This is a genomic window from Micromonospora sp. WMMA2032, assembly GCF_002688545.1.
In the GTDB taxonomy this organism is placed as follows: domain Bacteria; phylum Actinomycetota; class Actinomycetes; order Mycobacteriales; family Micromonosporaceae; genus Micromonospora; species Micromonospora sediminicola.
On the sequence record NZ_CP024052.1, the window covers coordinates 1,372,457 to 1,388,819 of the forward strand.

The 16,363-nt window shown below is 74.4% G+C and carries 18 protein-coding genes; 6 read left to right on the forward strand and 12 right to left on the reverse strand.

Annotated elements, in window-relative coordinates; genetic code table 11:
• Window positions 1-27 precede the first annotated feature (27 nt).
• Both CO540_RS05605 and CO540_RS05610 read left to right on the forward strand, forming a co-directional pair.
• The gene (locus CO540_RS05605; RefSeq protein WP_099164605.1) at window positions 28-792 is read left to right on the forward strand and encodes an HAD family hydrolase; all 765 of its coding nucleotides are present in this window, start codon (window positions 28-30) and stop codon (window positions 790-792) included.
• Window positions 793-819: 27 nt separating this feature from the next.
• Window positions 820-1,755: a DMT family transporter gene (locus tag CO540_RS05610; protein ID WP_099161203.1), complete on the forward strand. Its 936-nt coding sequence runs from the start codon at window positions 820-822 to the stop codon at window positions 1,753-1,755.
• Here CO540_RS05610 and CO540_RS05615 read toward each other — a convergent pair.
• Window positions 1,718-2,644, reverse strand: a complete 927-nt coding sequence (locus CO540_RS05615) for a diacylglycerol kinase family protein (RefSeq protein WP_099161204.1) — start codon at window positions 2,642-2,644, stop codon at window positions 1,718-1,720. The two genes, CO540_RS05610 and CO540_RS05615, sit on opposite strands and share 38 nt — an antisense overlap.
• Window positions 2,645-2,728: 84 nt before the next feature.
• On the opposite strand from CO540_RS05615, the gene CO540_RS05620 reads away from it, so the two are divergent.
• Window positions 2,729-3,472, forward strand: a complete 744-nt coding sequence (locus CO540_RS05620) for a hypothetical protein (RefSeq protein ID WP_099161205.1) — start codon at window positions 2,729-2,731, stop codon at window positions 3,470-3,472.
• 47 nt (window positions 3,473-3,519) lie between these two features.
• Here the strand turns inward: CO540_RS05620 and CO540_RS05625 are convergent, their stop codons facing one another.
• The 3 genes from CO540_RS05625 to CO540_RS05635 form a co-directional block, all read right to left on the reverse strand.
• Window positions 3,520-4,170 carry a fasciclin domain-containing protein gene (locus CO540_RS05625; RefSeq protein ID WP_099161206.1) on the reverse strand — a complete coding sequence of 217 codons (651 nt, stop codon included), beginning with the start codon at window positions 4,168-4,170 and terminating at the stop codon, window positions 3,520-3,522.
• Between the two features lie 90 nt (window positions 4,171-4,260).
• Window positions 4,261-5,304, reverse strand: a complete 1,044-nt coding sequence (locus CO540_RS05630) for a zinc-dependent alcohol dehydrogenase family protein (protein ID WP_098745029.1) — start codon at window positions 5,302-5,304, stop codon at window positions 4,261-4,263.
• A gap of 106 nt (window positions 5,305-5,410) precedes the next feature.
• On the reverse strand, window positions 5,411-6,112 hold the full coding sequence (locus CO540_RS05635) for a hypothetical protein (RefSeq protein ID WP_099161207.1): 702 nt from the start codon (window positions 6,110-6,112) through the stop codon (window positions 5,411-5,413).
• Window positions 6,113-6,289: 177 nt separating this feature from the next.
• Between CO540_RS05635 and CO540_RS05640 the strand changes: the two genes are divergently transcribed.
• On the forward strand, window positions 6,290-7,174 hold the full coding sequence (locus tag CO540_RS05640) for an ABC transporter substrate-binding protein (protein WP_253866486.1): 885 nt from the start codon (window positions 6,290-6,292) through the stop codon (window positions 7,172-7,174).
• A 460-nt stretch (window positions 7,175-7,634) separates the two neighbouring features.
• Here CO540_RS05640 and tatC read toward each other — a convergent pair whose 3' ends face one another.
• The 5 genes from tatC to CO540_RS05665 all read right to left on the reverse strand — a co-directional run bounded on the left by tatC (window position 7,635) and on the right by CO540_RS05665 (window position 11,451).
• Window positions 7,635-8,588: a twin-arginine translocase subunit TatC gene (gene tatC / locus CO540_RS05645; RefSeq protein WP_099161209.1), complete on the reverse strand. Its 954-nt coding sequence runs from the start codon at window positions 8,586-8,588 to the stop codon at window positions 7,635-7,637.
• A gap of 21 nt (window positions 8,589-8,609) precedes the next feature.
• Window positions 8,610-8,951 carry a Sec-independent protein translocase subunit TatA gene (gene tatA / locus CO540_RS05650; RefSeq protein ID WP_091575150.1) on the reverse strand — a complete coding sequence of 114 codons (342 nt, stop codon included), beginning with the start codon at window positions 8,949-8,951 and terminating at the stop codon, window positions 8,610-8,612.
• A 217-nt stretch (window positions 8,952-9,168) separates the two neighbouring features.
• Window positions 9,169-9,411: a hypothetical protein gene (locus CO540_RS05655; RefSeq protein ID WP_371682291.1), complete on the reverse strand. Its 243-nt coding sequence runs from the start codon at window positions 9,409-9,411 to the stop codon at window positions 9,169-9,171.
• Window positions 9,412-9,427: 16 nt separating this feature from the next.
• Window positions 9,428-10,453, reverse strand: a complete 1,026-nt coding sequence (locus tag CO540_RS05660) for a YafY family protein (RefSeq protein ID WP_099161211.1) — start codon at window positions 10,451-10,453, stop codon at window positions 9,428-9,430.
• A complete protein-coding gene (locus tag CO540_RS05665; protein ID WP_099161212.1) occupies window positions 10,450-11,451 on the reverse strand; it encodes a YafY family protein in 1,002 nt (333 codons plus the stop codon). The genes CO540_RS05660 and CO540_RS05665 overlap by 4 nt, the downstream gene beginning before the upstream one ends.
• A 115-nt stretch (window positions 11,452-11,566) precedes the next feature.
• Here CO540_RS05665 and CO540_RS05670 point away from each other — a divergent pair, with 115 nt between their 5' ends.
• Together CO540_RS05670 and CO540_RS05675 are read left to right on the forward strand one after the other, a co-directional pair.
• Window positions 11,567-12,550: a cation diffusion facilitator family transporter gene (locus tag CO540_RS05670; protein WP_099161213.1), complete on the forward strand. Its 984-nt coding sequence runs from the start codon at window positions 11,567-11,569 to the stop codon at window positions 12,548-12,550.
• 43 nt (window positions 12,551-12,593) lie between these two features.
• Window positions 12,594-13,679 carry a DUF3866 family protein gene (locus tag CO540_RS05675; RefSeq protein WP_099161214.1) on the forward strand — a complete coding sequence of 362 codons (1,086 nt, stop codon included), beginning with the start codon at window positions 12,594-12,596 and terminating at the stop codon, window positions 13,677-13,679.
• Between the two features lie 12 nt (window positions 13,680-13,691).
• Here the strand turns inward: CO540_RS05675 and CO540_RS05680 are convergent, their stop codons facing one another.
• From CO540_RS05680 to prcA, 3 genes are all read right to left on the reverse strand, one after another.
• On the reverse strand, window positions 13,692-13,922 hold the full coding sequence (locus CO540_RS05680; protein ID WP_099161215.1) for a hypothetical protein: 231 nt from the start codon (window positions 13,920-13,922) through the stop codon (window positions 13,692-13,694).
• Window positions 13,923-13,984: 62 nt separating this feature from the next.
• Window positions 13,985-15,343 carry a Pup--protein ligase gene (gene pafA / locus CO540_RS05685; protein ID WP_091575167.1) on the reverse strand — a complete coding sequence of 453 codons (1,359 nt, stop codon included), beginning with the start codon at window positions 15,341-15,343 and terminating at the stop codon, window positions 13,985-13,987.
• Window positions 15,344-15,490: 147 nt separating this feature from the next.
• Window positions 15,491-16,324, reverse strand: coding sequence for a proteasome subunit alpha (gene prcA / locus CO540_RS05690; protein WP_091575169.1), 834 nt, complete (start codon window positions 16,322-16,324; stop codon window positions 15,491-15,493).
• Window positions 16,325-16,363 lie beyond the last annotated feature (39 nt).

Genomic DNA, 16,363 nt, shown 5'->3' on the forward strand with positions numbered 1-16,363 from the left:
TCGGGGCGGGTCGGTAGGGTGCACGACGTGCCGGACCGTACCGAACTGCCCCACGCCTCGAGCGGCGCCGACGACGCCGTCCGCCCGAGCCCGTCCCGCCGGCCCGTGGAGGCGGTGCTCTTCGACTTCCACGGCACCCTCGCCCAGGTGGAGGAGCCGCTGGCCTGGGTACGGGCCGCCGCGACCGCCTGCGGGGTCGAGCTGGACCGGATCCGGGCCACCTCGCTGGCCGACCGCCTGCTCACCGCCGGCCGCGCGGGCGGGCCGTTGCCGGCCCGGGTGCCGCCCCGGCTGGCCGAGCTGTGGGCCGACCGCGACCTCTACCCGCACGCCCACCGGGGCGCCTACACCGGGCTGGCCGAGACCGTCGACACCGGCATCGACGGGTTCGCCGACGCGCTCTACGAGCGGGTGCTCGTGCCCGAGGGCTGGGTGCCCTACCCGGACACCGGGCCGGTGCTCGGCGCGCTGCGGGCCGCCGGGGTGAAGGTGGCGGTGGTCAGCAACATCGGCTTCGACCTGCGCCCGCTCTTCGCCGCCTGGGACCTCGACGCCCTGGTCGACGCGTACGCGCTGTCGTACGAGGTGGGGCGCTGCAAGCCCGACCCGGGCATCTTCCTGCGCGCCTGCGGGATGCTCGGCGTCGACCCGGAACACACGCTGATGGTGGGTGACACGCCGGCCGACGCGGGCGCGGTGGCGGCCGGGTGCGGTGTGCTGGTGCTGCCGTGCGCCGACGCCGGCCGGCCGAACGGGTTGGGCGCGGTGCTCGACCTGGCCGGGGTCGGCTGACCGGGCGCCCCGGTTAGGGTCAGGGGCGTGACCGCCGACCGCCCCGTACCGTCGCGCGCGCCGGGCCGGCTCGGCGGAGTCGCGCTGGTGCTCGGCGGGGCGCTGTCCGTGCAGTTCGGCTCCGCGGTGGCCGCGCTGCTGTTCCCCCGTACCGGGGTGGCCGGTGCGGTCACGCTGCGGCTGACCCTCGGCGCGCTGCTGATGCTGGTGGTGTGCCGGCCCCGGCTCCGCGGGCACGGGCGCGGCGACTGGGCGGCGGTGATCGCGTTCGGCCTGGCGTTGGCCGGCATGAACTCGATCTTCTACCAGGCGATCGGGCGGATCCCGCTCGGTCCGGCCGTCACGCTGGAGGTGCTCGGCCCCCTGGCGCTGTCGGTGGTCGGCACGCGCCGGCTCGCCGCCTGGTGCTGGGCCGGGCTGGCGCTGGCCGGGGTGGCCCTGCTCGGGCAGGGCGGCTTCGACCGGCTGGACCCGCTCGGCGTTGCGCTGGCGCTGCTGGCGGGCACGATGTGGGCCGCGTACATCGTCTGCTCGGCCCGGGTCGGCGCGCGGTTCCCCCGGGCCGACGGGCTGGCCCTGGCCCTCGCGGTGGCCGCGCTGGTCACCCTGCCGATCGGGCTGGCCGACGCGGGCGGCCGGCTGTTCCACCCGGCGGTGCTGGGGCTCGGCGCCGGGCTGGCGCTGCTCGCCTCCGTGCTGCCGTACAGCCTGGAGCTGGCGGCGTTGCGGCGGCTGCCCACGGCGACGTTCGCGGTGCTGATGAGCCTCGGGCCGGCGATCGCTGCGCTGGCCGGGTGGCTGGTGCTCGGTCAGGCGCTGCACCCGGTCGAGGTGGTCGCCATCGGGCTGGTGGTCGCGGCGAGCGCCGGCGCGGTCCGGGCCGCCACGCCCCCGCCACCGCCACCGGTCACCCCGGCGCCGGCGGTCAGCGGAGCAGCCGCAGCGCCGACGGCACGGCGCTGACCGTCACCGGCAGGTCGAACGACCGTTCCCCGTCGACGTAGGTGGTGATGCCCTCGGCGGCCAGCTCCACGGTCCGCGCCCGGTACGCGCGCACCAGCGGGTGCGTCACGTGGGTGCCCTGGTAGATCCGCGGCTTCACCCGCATCAGGGTGCGCCGGTCGAAGCGCCCGCCCACCACCACGTCCAGCAGCCCGTCGGTCGGGTCGGCGTCCGGGCAGATCCGCATCCCGCCGCCGTAGCTGGCCGCGTTGCCGACCGCGACCAGCACCGCGTCCACCTCCTGCGGCACCCCGTCGAGGGTGAGCCGGTAGCGGCGCGGGCGCAGCCGGGCCAGCTCCACCAGGATCGCCAGGTCGTAGCGGCGGGGCCCGCGCGGCCAGCGCATCCGGTTGGCCCGCTCGTTGACGATCGCGTCGAAGCCGGCCGCGAGCACCGCGCCGTACCAGCGGTCGTCGCCGCCGGGGCGGGACAGCCGGGCCAGGTCGACCGGGCGGGACCGGCCGGCGGCCAGCGCGGCGGCGATCGTCTCGACCGCCGCGAGCGGGTCGGCCGGGAAGCCGGTCTCCACCGCGAAGTCGTTGCCGGTGCCCGCCGGGACCGGCCCGAACGGCACGGCCGTGCCGGCGACCGCCTGCACCGCGCGGTGCACCGTGCCGTCGCCGCCCACCGCCACCAGCGCCCCGGCGCCGCCGGCCACCGCGGCGTGGCACGCCGCCTCCGCCTCCACCGGGGTACGGGCGGTCAGCAGCTCCACCGGGCGGCCGGAGCCACCGAGGCGCTCCAGGATCCGGGGCAGCAGGCCCCGGTGCCGTCCCCGGCCGGCGGTCGGGTTGGCGAGCACGGCGACGGGGCCGGGCGGGACATGATCGTGCGCGGTCACGGCGAGCACCGTACGGCACGAGCCGCGCCCCTCACCAGGGGCGACGTCGCCACGGGGCCACGGTGCCGGCGGCGGTGCGCAATACTGCCCGCCATGCGACCACGCACGTTGATCGCCGTCCTCGCCCCGGTGGCGTTCGCCCCGCTCCTGCTGGCCGGCGGGCTCTGGTGGGCGCAGCGCCCGGTCGAGCCGGCCTGGCATGACAACGCCGTCGCCGACGCCACCGACGTCGTCGACCGGGTCGAGGCGAGGTTCGCCCGCGACCACCTCTACACGGCCGCGGAGTTCGTGCACGCCGCCGGGCAGGAACCGGCGGTCACCGTGCTGCAGGTGCGCGGCGAGACGCACTGGCAGACCGGGGTGACGCTGGTGCTGCGGGTGACCGGGCACGGCGCGGGGGTCAACGGGCGGGGCAAGACGGTCGAGGGCACCGAGACGGTCTGCTTCCGCCTGCGTCTGGGTCCCGAGCGGGACGACCGCGACGACGACATCGACTGCCCGGCCGGCAATCCGGTGCCCGTCCCGCAGGACCCGTCGCTGGACGGCGTCGACGACCGTCTCCGCCGGGCGCTCGGCAAGGCCGGCGGAGACGAGGCGGCGGTGCGCGCCGCCGTGGCCGGCCTGAAGCTCGACCCGGCCGTCCGGCAGGAGATCGCCGTCCGGGGAGGCACGGTCGGTGTCGCGTTGCGCGCGAGCCGGTACGACTGCCTGCTGGCCCGCGTCGACGCGACGGGCGCGCAGACCTGGCGGCCGTCGCACACCCAACTCGCCCCCGGCGAGTTGAGCTGCTCCGCCGGGCTGGCCCTGAGCAGTCAATTCGGCCGCCGCGAACGCTGACGGCGCCCGGCACGGGAAGGTGCCGGGCGCCGTCGGGGGCCGGTGCGTCAGGGCAGGTCGATCGGGCGCAGCACCCGGTCGACCGCGTGCGCGATCTGCTTGTTGCCCTTGTTGATGTCGTAGCGCACCACCCGCGCGTCGCGGTCGCTGGTGTCGGCGTCGACCAGGCGGACCTGCCGGCCGTACCAGCAGTGCTTCACGTCGACCTCGACGGAGGCGCCGAGCGCGGTCGCCAGCTCCGCGCCGTCGGCCTTCAGCGCCGCCTTCCGGTCGATCGTCGCGCCCGGCACCACGTGGTAGAGCAGCACGTCCTCCACGGTGTCCACGCCCAGGCCGGCGACCGCGTCGAAGGCCGCCTTCTCACCCGGCAGCTTCTTCGCGGCGGTGATGTCGCGGACCAGCTCGCGGAAGGCGTAGTCGTTCGGCACGAACGCGGTCAGCGCGACCGTGCCGTCGGTGAGCACCTTCACCGGCGAGTCCGGCTTGGCCTGCAGCACCGTCAGGACCGCCTTGGTGAGCACGTCGAAGTCCCGCGAGTTGCGGTCGAAGCCGCTCTTGTCGGCGGTGAGCACGGCGGCCAGCGACCGCGTGCCCGGCTGCTTCGCGCCGGCCTGGGCGGGAGCGGCGACGGCGGTGGTGGCCACCGCCGCGGCCGTGGCGCCGACGGCCAGGCGGGCGGCGAGACGAGCGATGTTCATCGGGGAGCCTTTCGTCGAGGCGACCGGGTCCGTGACTGTCGTCACGACCCTTGCTTCGCCCCGACCGTCCCCGGTGGATGCACCCGAACCTCAGAACGTGACGCGGACCTTCAGCGCGGTCCGCTCGTCCATCGCCCGGTAGCCCTCCGGCACGCCGGAAAGCGGCACCGAGCGGTCGAACACCGGCGCCGGGTCGATCACGCCGGCCAGCACGTCGGCCAGCAGTTCCGGCAGGTACGCCCGGGCCGGCGCCACCCCGCCGGCGAGCGTCACGTTGCGGTTGAACATCTGTCGGACGTCCACCCCGGCGCTGCCGCCGTGCGGCACCCCGACGTAGCCGACCGCGCCGCCGTCACGGGCGATCGAGATCGCGGTACGCATCGACTCCTCCGTGCCCACCGCCTCCAGCACCGCGTGCGCGCCGTGACCGCCGGTCAGCTCGCGGACCGCCTCGACCGCCGCCTCACCGCGCTGCGCCACCACGTCGGTGGCGCCGAACCGCCGGGCGATGTCGGTGCGGGCCGGGTGCCGGCCCAACGCGACGATCCGCTCCGCGCCGAGCCGCCGCGCGGCCAGCACCCCGCACAGGCCGACCGCGCCGTCACCGACCACGGCCACCGTCGCGCCCGGACGCACCCGGGCCGCCAGCGCGGCGTGGTGACCGGTGGCCATCACGTCCGACAGGGCCAGCAGCGCGGTCAGCAATCGGTCGTCGCCGGCCGCCTCGGCGGGCAGCCGCACCAGGGTGCCGTCGGCGTACGGGACGCGAACCGCCTCGCCCTGCCCGCCGTCGGAGCCCGGCGTCCCCCAGAACCCGCCCCGCGGGCAGGACGTGTGCAGCCCCTCCCGGCAGAACTCGCACGTGCCGTCGGACCAGACGAACGGCGCGACCACCAGGTCACCGACCCGCACCGAGGTGACGTCCGCGCCGACCTCCTCGACCACGCCGAGGAACTCGTGCCCGATCCGCTGCCCCGGCGTCCGCCGCACCACCCCCCGGTACGCCCACAGGTCACTGCCGCAGATGCACGCGAGCACGGTACGCACCACGGCGTCGCCGGGTTCCCGGACGGCGGCGTCCGGCACCTCCTCGACGCGGACGTCGTTCGGGCCGTGGATGACGGTGGCGCGCATCGGTGGTTCCTCCGGGCGGTGCGGGCGGGTGGCTTCGCGCGAACACTAGACCGCGCGTCGCCCGCCCCCGCCCCACCGCCCGGAACCGGTGGTGGCGCTCACCCGATCAGCGGACCAGCAGCCGCTTGCTCAGCGAGGCGACCCCGTCGCCCTTGACCTTGAGCGTCCAGTTCCCGGCCGCGCCCAGCGTCACCACCGTCTCGGCGGTGCCGTTCGGCTCCGCCTTCAGCTCGGCGACTCGCTTGCCGTCCGGGTTGAGCAGGTAGAGCGTCCGCGCGCCGGCCGTCTTGTTGGCCACCTTCAGCGCGAGCTTCTCGCCCGGCTCGGCGATCAGCCCGTCGTCGACGCCGCTGAGCGTGTCACCGGACAGCTCGATGGTGAGCGCCCGATCGTACGCGGTCTCGGCCGCGGCGCTGGCCACCGTGCCGTCGTCGGAGACGGTGATCCGGGTCCGCACCCCGTCGCCCTGCCGGCCCGGCTTGCAGGCCACCTCGTACGAGCCGGTCTCCAGCTGGGCCCGCAGGTCACCCGTGCGACCCGCCGGCACGTCGGCCACCTCGGCGACCACCTTGGTGAAGCCCGCACCCTCCCGGCCGTAGAGGTAGACCCCGGTGGCCTGCTGCCCCCGGTTGGTCACGGTGAAGGTGACCGTGCCCGGCGTGAACAGCGTGGTGGTGACCTCGCAGCTGGTGTCGGTGGCGGTCACCGGGACCTGCTCGCCCTTCGGCGCGGGCTCGTCGTCACCGCAGGCGGTGAGCGCGGTGGCGGCGCAGAGGGTGACAAGGACGGCGGCGGTACGGCTCTTCATCGGGCTCTCCGGAGCGGAGGTCAGCGTGCTGACCGGGGGTGGGGCGCCGACGCCACCCCGGGACACCGCCCCGGGGGACTCGGCGGAGTCAGCAGAGTCTAAGCGGGCGCGGCGTCCCGGCAAGGCCCGAGGGCAGCCGAATGTCCGCCTCCACGCCGAGCGGGCATGATGGGCGGCATGCGGCTGGTCTCCCTGCTCCCCTCCGCCACCGAGATCGTGTACGCCCTGGGCCTCGGCGACGACCTGGTCGGGGTCACGTTCGAGTGCGAGGTGCCCCCGGCGTACCGCGCCGGCGTCACCGTGGTCGTGGTCGGCCGGGACACCCGGGGCATGAGCCCCGGTGCGATCGACGCGTACGTCAAGGAGCAGCTCGCGGCCGGCGCCGACCTCTACACGCTGCACGCCGGCGCGCTGGCCGAACTGGACCCGGAGCTGATCCTCACCCAGGACCTGTGCCGCGTCTGCGCGCTTCCGTCCGGCACGGTCGCCGACGCCGTCGAGCATCTCGGCTGTGAGGCCGACGTGCTGTCGCTCGACCCGTACACCCTGGACGACGTGCTGGACTCGATCCGCGCGGTGGGTACGGCCGCCCGGGTGCCCGACCGCGCGGAGGCCCTGGTGGACGGGCTGCGCGCCCGGCTGGCGGCGATCCGCGCGGCGGTGGCCGGCCGACCCCGTCGGCGGGTCGCCGTCGTCGAGTGGGTGGACCCACCGTTCGGCGCCGGCCACTGGATCCCGGACCTGGTCGACGTCGCCGGCGGCGAGCCGGTGGCCACCCACCCCGGGGCCCGGTCCGCGCCGACCACGTGGGCCGACCTGCGGGCGGCCCGCCCCGAGGTGGTGCTCGTCGCGCCGTGCGGTTTCCACCTCGACGGGGCGGCCGACCAGGCGGCCTCGGTCGCCGGGCACTTCCCGGACGCGGAGGTGTGGGCGTTGGACGCGGACGGGCTGATCGTGCGGGCCGGCCCGCGGCTCGTCGACGGCGCGGAGACGATCGCCGCGATCCTGCACCCCGACGCCGTCCCCGCCGCCCGACCCGACGCGGCCCGCCGCATCGCCTGATCCCACCGGACCCAGGCCCGCACCGCCGGCCCTTGGTGTCGCCCGTGGCCCTTGCCACGCACCCGCAGCACGAGAGGGGCGGCCCGACGGCGCCTCTGGGTGACCATCGGTCAGCGCGCGGCACGGCCGTCCAGGACGACAGACCACCTTCAGTCGATATACCGCTGAGTCATCTTCATGACCCAGCGGTATATCGCTCCGATGAGTCTCGCCCACTTTTGCCCAGCACTCGGCAACGCGCACTCGGGGAACTGACCGGGCCCTCCGCTCGCCGCACTCGTCGCTCGCCGCACGCGTCGATCTTGGACTTGTGGTGATGAACGAAAGCGCCCATCACGGGCGTTCGAGGCGCCACAACTCCACGATCGGCGGTCACGTGGCGGGCGGGCAGGCCCGAGACGCGCGAACGCCGTCCCCGTTGCCGGGGACGGCGTTCGTGGTGCGGGGCGACGGGGACCGGTCAGGTCATGTCGTCGTAGCGGCGTTCGATCGGCGCCGGCGCGGCGACCGGCGCGGGCGCCGCGATCGGGGCGGACGCCTCGATCCGGGCACCGGTCGGTACCGGCTCACTCGACAGGTCCAACGGTGAGACCTCGTCGTCGGCGATGCCCGCGTAGACCTCCCGCCCGCGCCCGCGTCGCCGGTCGTTGAGGAACGCCACCCCGACCGCGGCGAAGTAGAGCGCGGAGAGGCAGACGGCCAACGCGGTCATGCCGAACGGGTCGGGCGTCGGCGTGACCACCGCGGAGAACGCGAAGAACACGAAGACCGCCACCCGCCACCAGCTCAGCAGCCGCTTGGCGCTGGCCAGGCCGACGAAGTTGAGCATCAGCACGATCAGCGGGAACTCGAACGCCACGCCGAACAGCAGGATCAGGTTCGTGACGAACGAGATGTAGCGGGTGATGTCGAGCGTCGTGGTCACGTCTCCGCCGCCGGAGACGTTGAGCAGAAACTCCAGGCCCTTGGACGTCACGAAGTATGCGAGCACCGCCCCGGCGCCGAACAGCGGGGCCGCCAGGGCGGTGAAGAAGTACGCATACCGCCGCTCGTGCCGGTGAAGGCCCGGCGCGATGAATGCCCAGAGCTGGTAGAGCCAGATCGGAGCAGCGACGATCAGGCCGACCCAGAGGCCCACCTTCATCTGCAGCAGGAAAAGGTCGGCGGGACCGAGCTGAACGAAGTTGCAGTCGCCGTTGATCAACCGCGCCTTGGGCAGGTCGCAGTAGGGCTTCTGGAGCACGTGCAGCACCGGCCCGGAGAACCAGATGCCGAAGCCGAAGCCGACCAGGATCGCGAGCGACGCCCGGAACAGCCGGTTACGCAACTCCCGGATGTGCTCCATGAGGGTCATGGAGCCGTCGGCGGCGCGTTCGAACGTGCTCGGGCCGCGCTTCCTCAACGCGAAGGCCACGGTGGTGGGGGCCCTTCCGGATCAGTTCTCGCGGACGCGCTGCACCGGGTCGACCGGCGGGGCGACCGGCTGCTGCGGCTGCGGGGCGTAGCCCGGCTGCGGCTGCGGCGCGTAGCCCGGCTGGGGCGCGTACTGCTGCTGGCCCTGGATCGGCTGCTGCGGCGGGAGCGGCTGGTAGCCGTTCTGCGCGTCGGCCTTCTCGGCCAGGTCGCGGTCGTCGTCGTGCAGGCTCTTCGTCTCGGCCTTGATGATCCGCAGCGAACGGCCCAGCGAGCGGGCCGCGTCGGGGAGCCGCTTCGCGCCGAACAGCAGGATCAGCACGACCACGAGTACGGCGATGTGCCACGGCTTGAGGGCACCCATGGGAAGCTCCAGTCGCTCTGTGTCGGTGAGGGTGGGGTCGCCGCCCATCGTACGTGCGTCGCAGCGGCTTGCCACCCCCGGCGGGCCTGCTGGTGCGGGCCGGCCGGTGAAGTCTCGACCAACCCGAGTTGTCCCGTCAACCACCCACGGGGGCGCATTCGTGCACGCAACCGCCCCGGATCGCGCAGCTATCGCTCACCGGACCGACCGGCGTCGATCACTCGCCGCGTCTGGCCTTGATCAACGCGATCCGGTCCTGCGCCACGGCCGCCCGCTCCTGCAACGACTCGGCGCGCGCCTGCAACTCCTCGGCGGCGGACCGCAGCGACTCCGCCTCGGCCTGCCGGCTCTGCAACGCCAGCGCCGAACGGCGCAACCGGGGCAGCCGCGCCACCACCGGACGGACCGCCAGGGCCAGCACGACCAGCGCGAACACCACGACCCCGAGCACGATCCACATCACCACGGCGGTCAGCCTAGCGGGTGACGCCGGTGGCCGCCGGGTCGGCGCTGCCGGCCGGGGTGGCGCTGCCGGCCGGGCTGGCGTACGCGTCGAGCGCGGCGACGGCTTGGGCGCGAACCTGCTCGGCCAGCTCGGCCGGGGCCACCACGGTCACCTCCGGACCCAGGCCGAGGACGAACCGGCGGGCCCAGCCCAGGTCGGTGACGCGCAGCGACACCAGCCACTGCTCGCCGTCGGCCTCGACCCGCTCGCACGGATAGTATTCGGTGATCCACCGCTCGCCCCGGCCGATGCGCAGCGTGATCAGCGGCAGGTCGGCCGAGGGCCGGAACACGCCGTCGCTGAGGTCGTGCGGGCGGGCCTGCGGCGGCACCACGGCCTGCTCCGGCAGCTCGGTGACCGCGTCGATCCGGTCGGCCCGGAACAACCGGACCGCCTCGGCCCGGCGGCACCACGCCTCCACGTACGCCCGGCCGCCGACCATCAGCATCCGCAGCGGGTCGATCGTGCGCTCGGTGGTCTCGTCCCGGGCCGGCGTGTAGTAGGTGATCCGCAACGCCCGGCCCCGCTCGACGGCGGCGCGCAGCTCGCGTACCCGGGCGGTGTCGCCGGGCAGGCGGACCTCGACCGGCGCGCCGGCCAGGTCACCGGCGGCGCTCTCGATCTTGGCCAGGGCCCGCTCCACCGCCTCCCGGTTGGCCACCCCCGGCGTCTCGGCGAGCATCCGCAACGCCACCACCAGGGCCAACGCCTCGTCCGGGGTCAGGCGCAGCGGGCGGTCGATGCCGGCGTCGTAGGTGATCGTCACCCGGTCGCCGTCGAACGCCATGTCGATCAGGTCACCGGGGCCGTAACCGGGCAGCCCACACACCCAGAGCAGCTCCAGGTCCTCGCGGAGCTGCCGCTCGGTCACGCCGAGGTCGTGCGCCGCCTCGGCGATCTCGATGCCGGGGCGGGCCAGCAGGTAGGGCACCAGGTTGAGCAGCCGGGCCAGCCGGTCGGCCGACGCGCGGCCGGCGCGGGCCGCGGGGCGGGTCACCGGGCACCTCCCCCGGCCACCGCCAGCTCGTCGTGCCGGGCGGCGACCTCCTTCAACCGCTGGATGACCGCCTCGCGCACCTCCGGCGGTTCGAGGACCCGCACGTCCGGGCCGTAGCCGACGATCTGGCCGGCCAGGAAGTCGGCGTCGGCGTACGGCAGGACCAGCCGGTCACCGTCCGGGCCGGCCTCGCTCTCCACCGCCCAGCGGCGCAGCCCGGCGGCACGGCCCGGCGCGGCCAGCACTGTCGCCCGGCCGGTGCGTTCCACCGGCCCGGACCAGCGGGCCACGTGACTGATCAGGTCCACCCCGGCGGGCGGCTCGTAGGCGCCGGCGTCACCGGTCGCGCGGACCGTGCCGACCACCCGGGACAGTCGGAAGCAGCGGGTCGCCGCGCGGTCGAGGTCGTGGCCGACCACATACCACCGGCCGCGCCAGCAGACCACGCCCCACGGCTGCACCCGGCGGCGGGTCGGGGCGTCCCGGTCCGGCACCCGGTAGTCGAAGCTGACCTCGCGCCGGTCCCGGGCGGCGGCGGTCAGCGGCGCGAACGCCGGGTCGACCGTCACCATCGGCTCCAGGCCCAGCGTGGCCTGCGGGTCCACGTCGATGCCGGCGGCCCGCAACTTCGCCAGGCCGGACGACGCGGCGGCGGCCAGGCCGGCGTGCTGCCACAGCCGGGCGGCGATCCCCACCGCGGCGGCCTCGTCCGGTTCGAGCGGGATGTCGGGCAACGCGTATTCCCGGTGGGCGATCCGGTAGCCCGGCTCGGCGTCGAAGACGCTGGCCGTGCCCGTCTCCAGCGGCACCCCCAGCTCCCGCAGCTCGGCCTTGTCCCGCTCGAACTTGCGCTGGAACGCCTCGTGGTCCTTGGCGTCCTCCGGGTCGTGCTCGTAGCCGGGCACGGTCGCGGCGATCTGGGCGGCGGTCAGGAAACGCCGCGTGGACAGCAGGCAGATCACCAGGTTGACCAGGCGTTCGGTACGGGTCCGGGACACGTGCAAACGCTAGCAGCCCGCGCGTCCGACGCGGGCACCCGCGCGGGCGCGGCGCGGGCATCGACCCGTTCGTCTCCGCCCGGCGGCCGGACGGGGCCGGCCCTAGGGTGATCGCATGGCGGATGCGGAAGTCAAGTCCGAGAGCGTCGGAACCGTCGTGGTGGCCGGCGCGGCGAACCTCGCCATCGCGGTCGCCAAGCTGGTCGCGGGCCTGATCTCCGGTTCCGCCGCGATGCTCTCCGAGGCCGCCCACTCGGTGGCCGACACCACCACCGAGGTGCTGCTCTACCTGGCGCTGCGGCGGGGCGCGCGGCCCGCCGACACCCGGCACCCCTTCGGGTACGGCAAGGAGAGCTACGTCTGGGCGTTCCTCGCCGCGCTGTTCACCTTCGTCGCCGGCGCCGGCTTCGCCATCACCCACGGCGTCACCACGATCCTCGTGCACGAGCACACCGGCGACTACCTGATCTCGTACGTGGTGCTGGCGGTGTCGTTCGCCATCGAGTCGGTGTCGCTGGCCCGGGCGGTACGGCAGGTACGCCGGGAGTCCCGCCGCTGGCGCGCCACCCCCCGCCGCTACCTGCGGCTGACCGCCGACACCACGGTCAAGGCGGTCTTCCTGGAGGACACCGCCGCCCTGATCGGCCTGCTCATCGCCGCCGCCGGGCTCACCCTGTCCCACCTCACCGGCGACGAGCTCTACGACGGGATCGCCTCCATCCTCATCGGCGCGCTGCTGCTGGTGGTCGCCGGCATCCTGGCCCGCAGCAACATCTCGCTGCTGGTCGGCCGCGCCGTCTCCGAACGGGTGCACCGGCAGATCGAACGGGAGCTGGCGGAGGTGCCGACGGTGGACCGCGTCGACACCCTGATGACCATGTTCCTCGGCCCGGAGGACATCCTCGTCGCCGCCAAGGTCGACTTTCGCGACGACGCCACCGGCGCCGACATCGAGGCCGCCTCCGACGAGGCCGAACGCCGGCTCACCGACCGGTTCCCGGAGATCGCGTACGTCTTCCTCGACCCCACCCGCTCCCGCGGGCCCGGCGGGCGCGCCCGGACCACGCAGGAGGAGCCCCCGCCCGGCCGGGACGGCTGACCCGGCCTCGGGCCGCCCCGACGCCGGCCGATAGCGTGCCGGCATGGTGCGATGGCGGTCCGGCACGGTCACGACGGTACGGCGGCGGTGGGCCGGCGCCGTCGAACTCGACGTCGACCTGCCCGACGGCGCCCGGATGCGCGCGCTGGCCTACCCGGCCCTGGTCGGCGACCCGCAGCCCGGCGACCGGGTGCTGCTCAACGCCGGCGCGCTGCTGATGGGCCTCGGCACCGGTGGCTACGCCCTGGTCGTCGCGCTGCCCGACCGGCTTCCCGCCGACCCGCCGCAGGCCGGCGACAGCCGCGACGCCGGGCACCTGGTCAAGGCCCGCTACACGCCGCTGCAACCGATCCTGCTCGGCGTCGACGAGGAAGCCAGCCCGCACCACGACCGGCTGGCCGCCGCCGAGTCCGTCGACGGGATGCCGGTGGTCACCGCCGACCTGCACTCCGCGCTGCCGGCGATCCTCGCCGGCGTGCACGCCGACGCCCCCCGCGCCCGGGTCGCCTACCTGCTCACCGACGGCGGCGCGCTGCCGGCCTGGTTCTCCCGCACGCTGGCCGGCCTCGCCGACCGTCTCGTCGGCACGGTCAGCGTGGGGCAGGCGTTCGGCGGTGACCTGGAGGCCAGCACGCTGCACAGCGGCCTGCTCGCCGCCCGGCACGTGCTCGACGCCGACGTGGCGATCGTCGCGCAGGGGCCGGGCAACCTCGGCACCGGCACCCGCTGGGGCTTCTCCGGCGTGGCCGTCGGCGAGGCCGTCAACGCCGTCGCCACGCTGGGCGGCCGCGCGGTCGGCTCGCTGCGGATCTCCGCGGCCGACCCCCGCCCCCGACACCGGGGCGTCTCGCACCACAGCCTCACCGCGTACGGCCGGGTGGCGCTCGCCCCCGCGGAACTGGTCGTGCCCGACGGCCTCGACCCCGACCTGGCCGCCGACGTGACCGCGGCGCTCGCGCCCCTGACCGACCGGCACCGGATCGTCACCGTGCCCGTCGACGGCCTCGACGCCGCGCTGCGGGCCAGCCCGGTCGGACTGTCGACGATGGGCCGCGGGCTCGACGCCGACCACGCCTACTTCCTGGCCGCGGCCGCCGCCGGCCGGTACGCCGCCGGACTGCTGGGCTGAGCGGGAACGTCCTCAGCCCAGGAAGAAGATCAGGCCCAGCCAGACGCCCACGATCAGCGCCAGCGCCACCGCCAGCACCCACGTCGGCACGGTGTACTCCCCGCGCCGGTTGCGTTCGATCTCGGCGCGGATCTTCTCCCGCCGCCGGTCGATCCAGTTGAGCTTCTCGGTGCCGCCGTCCCGCTCGCGGCCGGAGGTCCGGCCGGGCTCGCGGCCGTGAGGTTGCGGTTCGGAAGTGTCCATGGCGACGCCAGCGTACCGGTGCGACGGCGGCCGGCGCCCACAGGCACCGGCCGCCGCCGGCCTCACATGCTCGCGATCAGCCGCTCCACCCGCTCGTCGTACGCCCGGAACGGGTCCTTGCACAGCACCGTGCGTTGCGCCTGGTCGTTCAGCTTCAGGTGCACCCAGTCCACCGTGAAGTCACGCCGCTTCTCCTGCGCATGCCGGATGAACTCGCCGCGCAGCCGCGCCCGGGTGGTCTGCGGCGGCGTCTCCTTCGCCTCGAAGATCTCCGGGTCGGTGGCCACCCGGTCCACCTCGCCCCGACGCTCCAGCAACCCGTAGAGGCCCCGCCCGCGCCGCAGGTCGTGGTAGGCCAGGTCCATCTGCGCCACCCGCGGGTGCGACAGCGGCAGGTCGTGCTTGCGCTGGTAACGCTCGATCAGCTTGAGCTTGGTGATCCAGTCGATCTCCCGGGCCACCGGGTCCAGGTCGCCGGTCTCCACCGCCCGCAACACCCGCGCCCACAGGTCCACCACCCGCTTGGCGGTCTGGTCGCCGCCCCGGCGTTCCACGAACTCGGTCGCCTTGGCCAGGTATTCCTGCTGGATCTCCAGCGCCGACACCTCCTTGCCGGAGGACAGGCGCACCTTGCGCCGGCCGGTGATGTCGTGCGACACCTCGCGGATGGCCCGGATCGGGTTCTCCAACGTCAGGTCCCGCATCACCACGCCGGCCTCGATCATCCGCAGCACGATGTCGGCCGTGCCGACCTTCAGCAACGTGGTGACCTCGTTCATGTTCGAGTCACCGACGATCACGTGCAGCCGGCGGTAGCGCTCCGCGTCCGCGTGCGGCTCGTCCCGGGTGTTGATGATCGGCCGGCTCCGGGTGGTCGCCGAGGAGACACCCTCCCAGATGTGCTCGGCCCGCTGGGACAGGCAGTAGACCGCGCCACGCGGCGTCTGCAACACCTTGCCCGCGCCGCAGATCAACTGCCGGGTGACCAGGAACGGGATCAGCACGTCGGCCAGCCGGCCGAACTCGCCGTGCCGGGACACCAGGTAGTTCTCGTGGCAGCCGTACGAGTTGCCGGCCGAGTCGGTGTTGTTCTTGAACAGGTAGATCTCGCCCGCGATGCCCTCGTCGTGCAGCCGCTTCTCCGCGTCGACGAGCAGGCCCTCCAGGATCCGCTCACCGGCCCGGTCGTGGGCCACCAGGTCGGTCACCGAGTCGCACTCGGGCGTCGCATATTCCGGGTGCGAGCCCACGTCCAGATAGAGGCGGGCGCCGTTGCGCAGGAACACGTTGCTCGACCGGCCCCACGACACCACCCGCCGGAACAGGTACCGCGCGACCTCGTCGGGGGAAAGCCGGCGTTGCCCGCGATAGGTGCAGGTGACGCCGTACTCGGTTTCGAGGCCGAAGATTCGCCGCTCCATGATGAGACATTAGCCGCCCGGAGCCCCCGATGGGCAGCGCCGACGCTCACCGCTTGCGATCTCCCCCACGCAGATCGGTGAGGTGGCGGCATCCGTACGCGCAAGACCCCGCCACCTCGGCGAGGTGGCGGGGTCCGCAAGCAGACGTCACTCGGCGGGCCGGTCCTCCGCGTTGCCCTCCAGATCGGCCGAACCCGCCGACGTGGTCGGCTTCTTCGCCTCCTCCGTCGGCACCGTCGGGGTCTTCGCCCGGCCCGGCGCCGGCGCGGTGTCCGCAGCCGCGTCACCCTCCAGCAACCCGGTCAGCGCCGCCCCGGTGACCCGGCGGAACGTCCGCCCGACCCGGCCCCGGTCCAGGACCGCCACCTCCAGCTGGTTCGCGGCGATCGTCCGGGCCGCCCCGCCCTCACCACCGACGCTGCTGAGCGCCTTCATCGCGGCGCGCACCGCCTCGGACAGCGACATCTCCGGCCGGTGCTCGTTCTTCAGCACCCCGGCGATCGCCTCGGACTGGCCACCCATCGCCATCCGGCCCGGCTCGTCGTTCACCGAACCGTCGTAGGTCACCCGGTAGAGGGAGTCGTCGTCCGGCGTGGCGCCCACCTCGGCCACGCAGATCTCCACCTCGAACGGCTTCGACTGCTCGGTGAAGATCGCACCCAGCGTCTGCGCGTACGCGTTGGCCAACGCCAGGCCGGTCACGTCCCGCCGGTCGTAGCTCAGTCCGTTGAGGTCGGCCATCCGCACACCCGCGCGCCGCAGGTTCTCGAACTCGTTGTACCGGCCCACGGCGGCGAAGCCGATCCGGTCGTAGATCTCACTGACCTTGTGCAGCGTGCTGGACAGGTTCTCGGCGACGAAGAGCACCCCACCGGCGTAGCTCAGGACCACCGCGCTGCGGCCCCGGGCGATGCCCTTGCGGGCCAGCTCGGAACGGTCGCGCATGATCTGCTCGGGCGAGGCGTAGAACTGCATGGCCACGGCGGCGGTTCTCCTTCTTGCGGGACTGCTGACTCGATG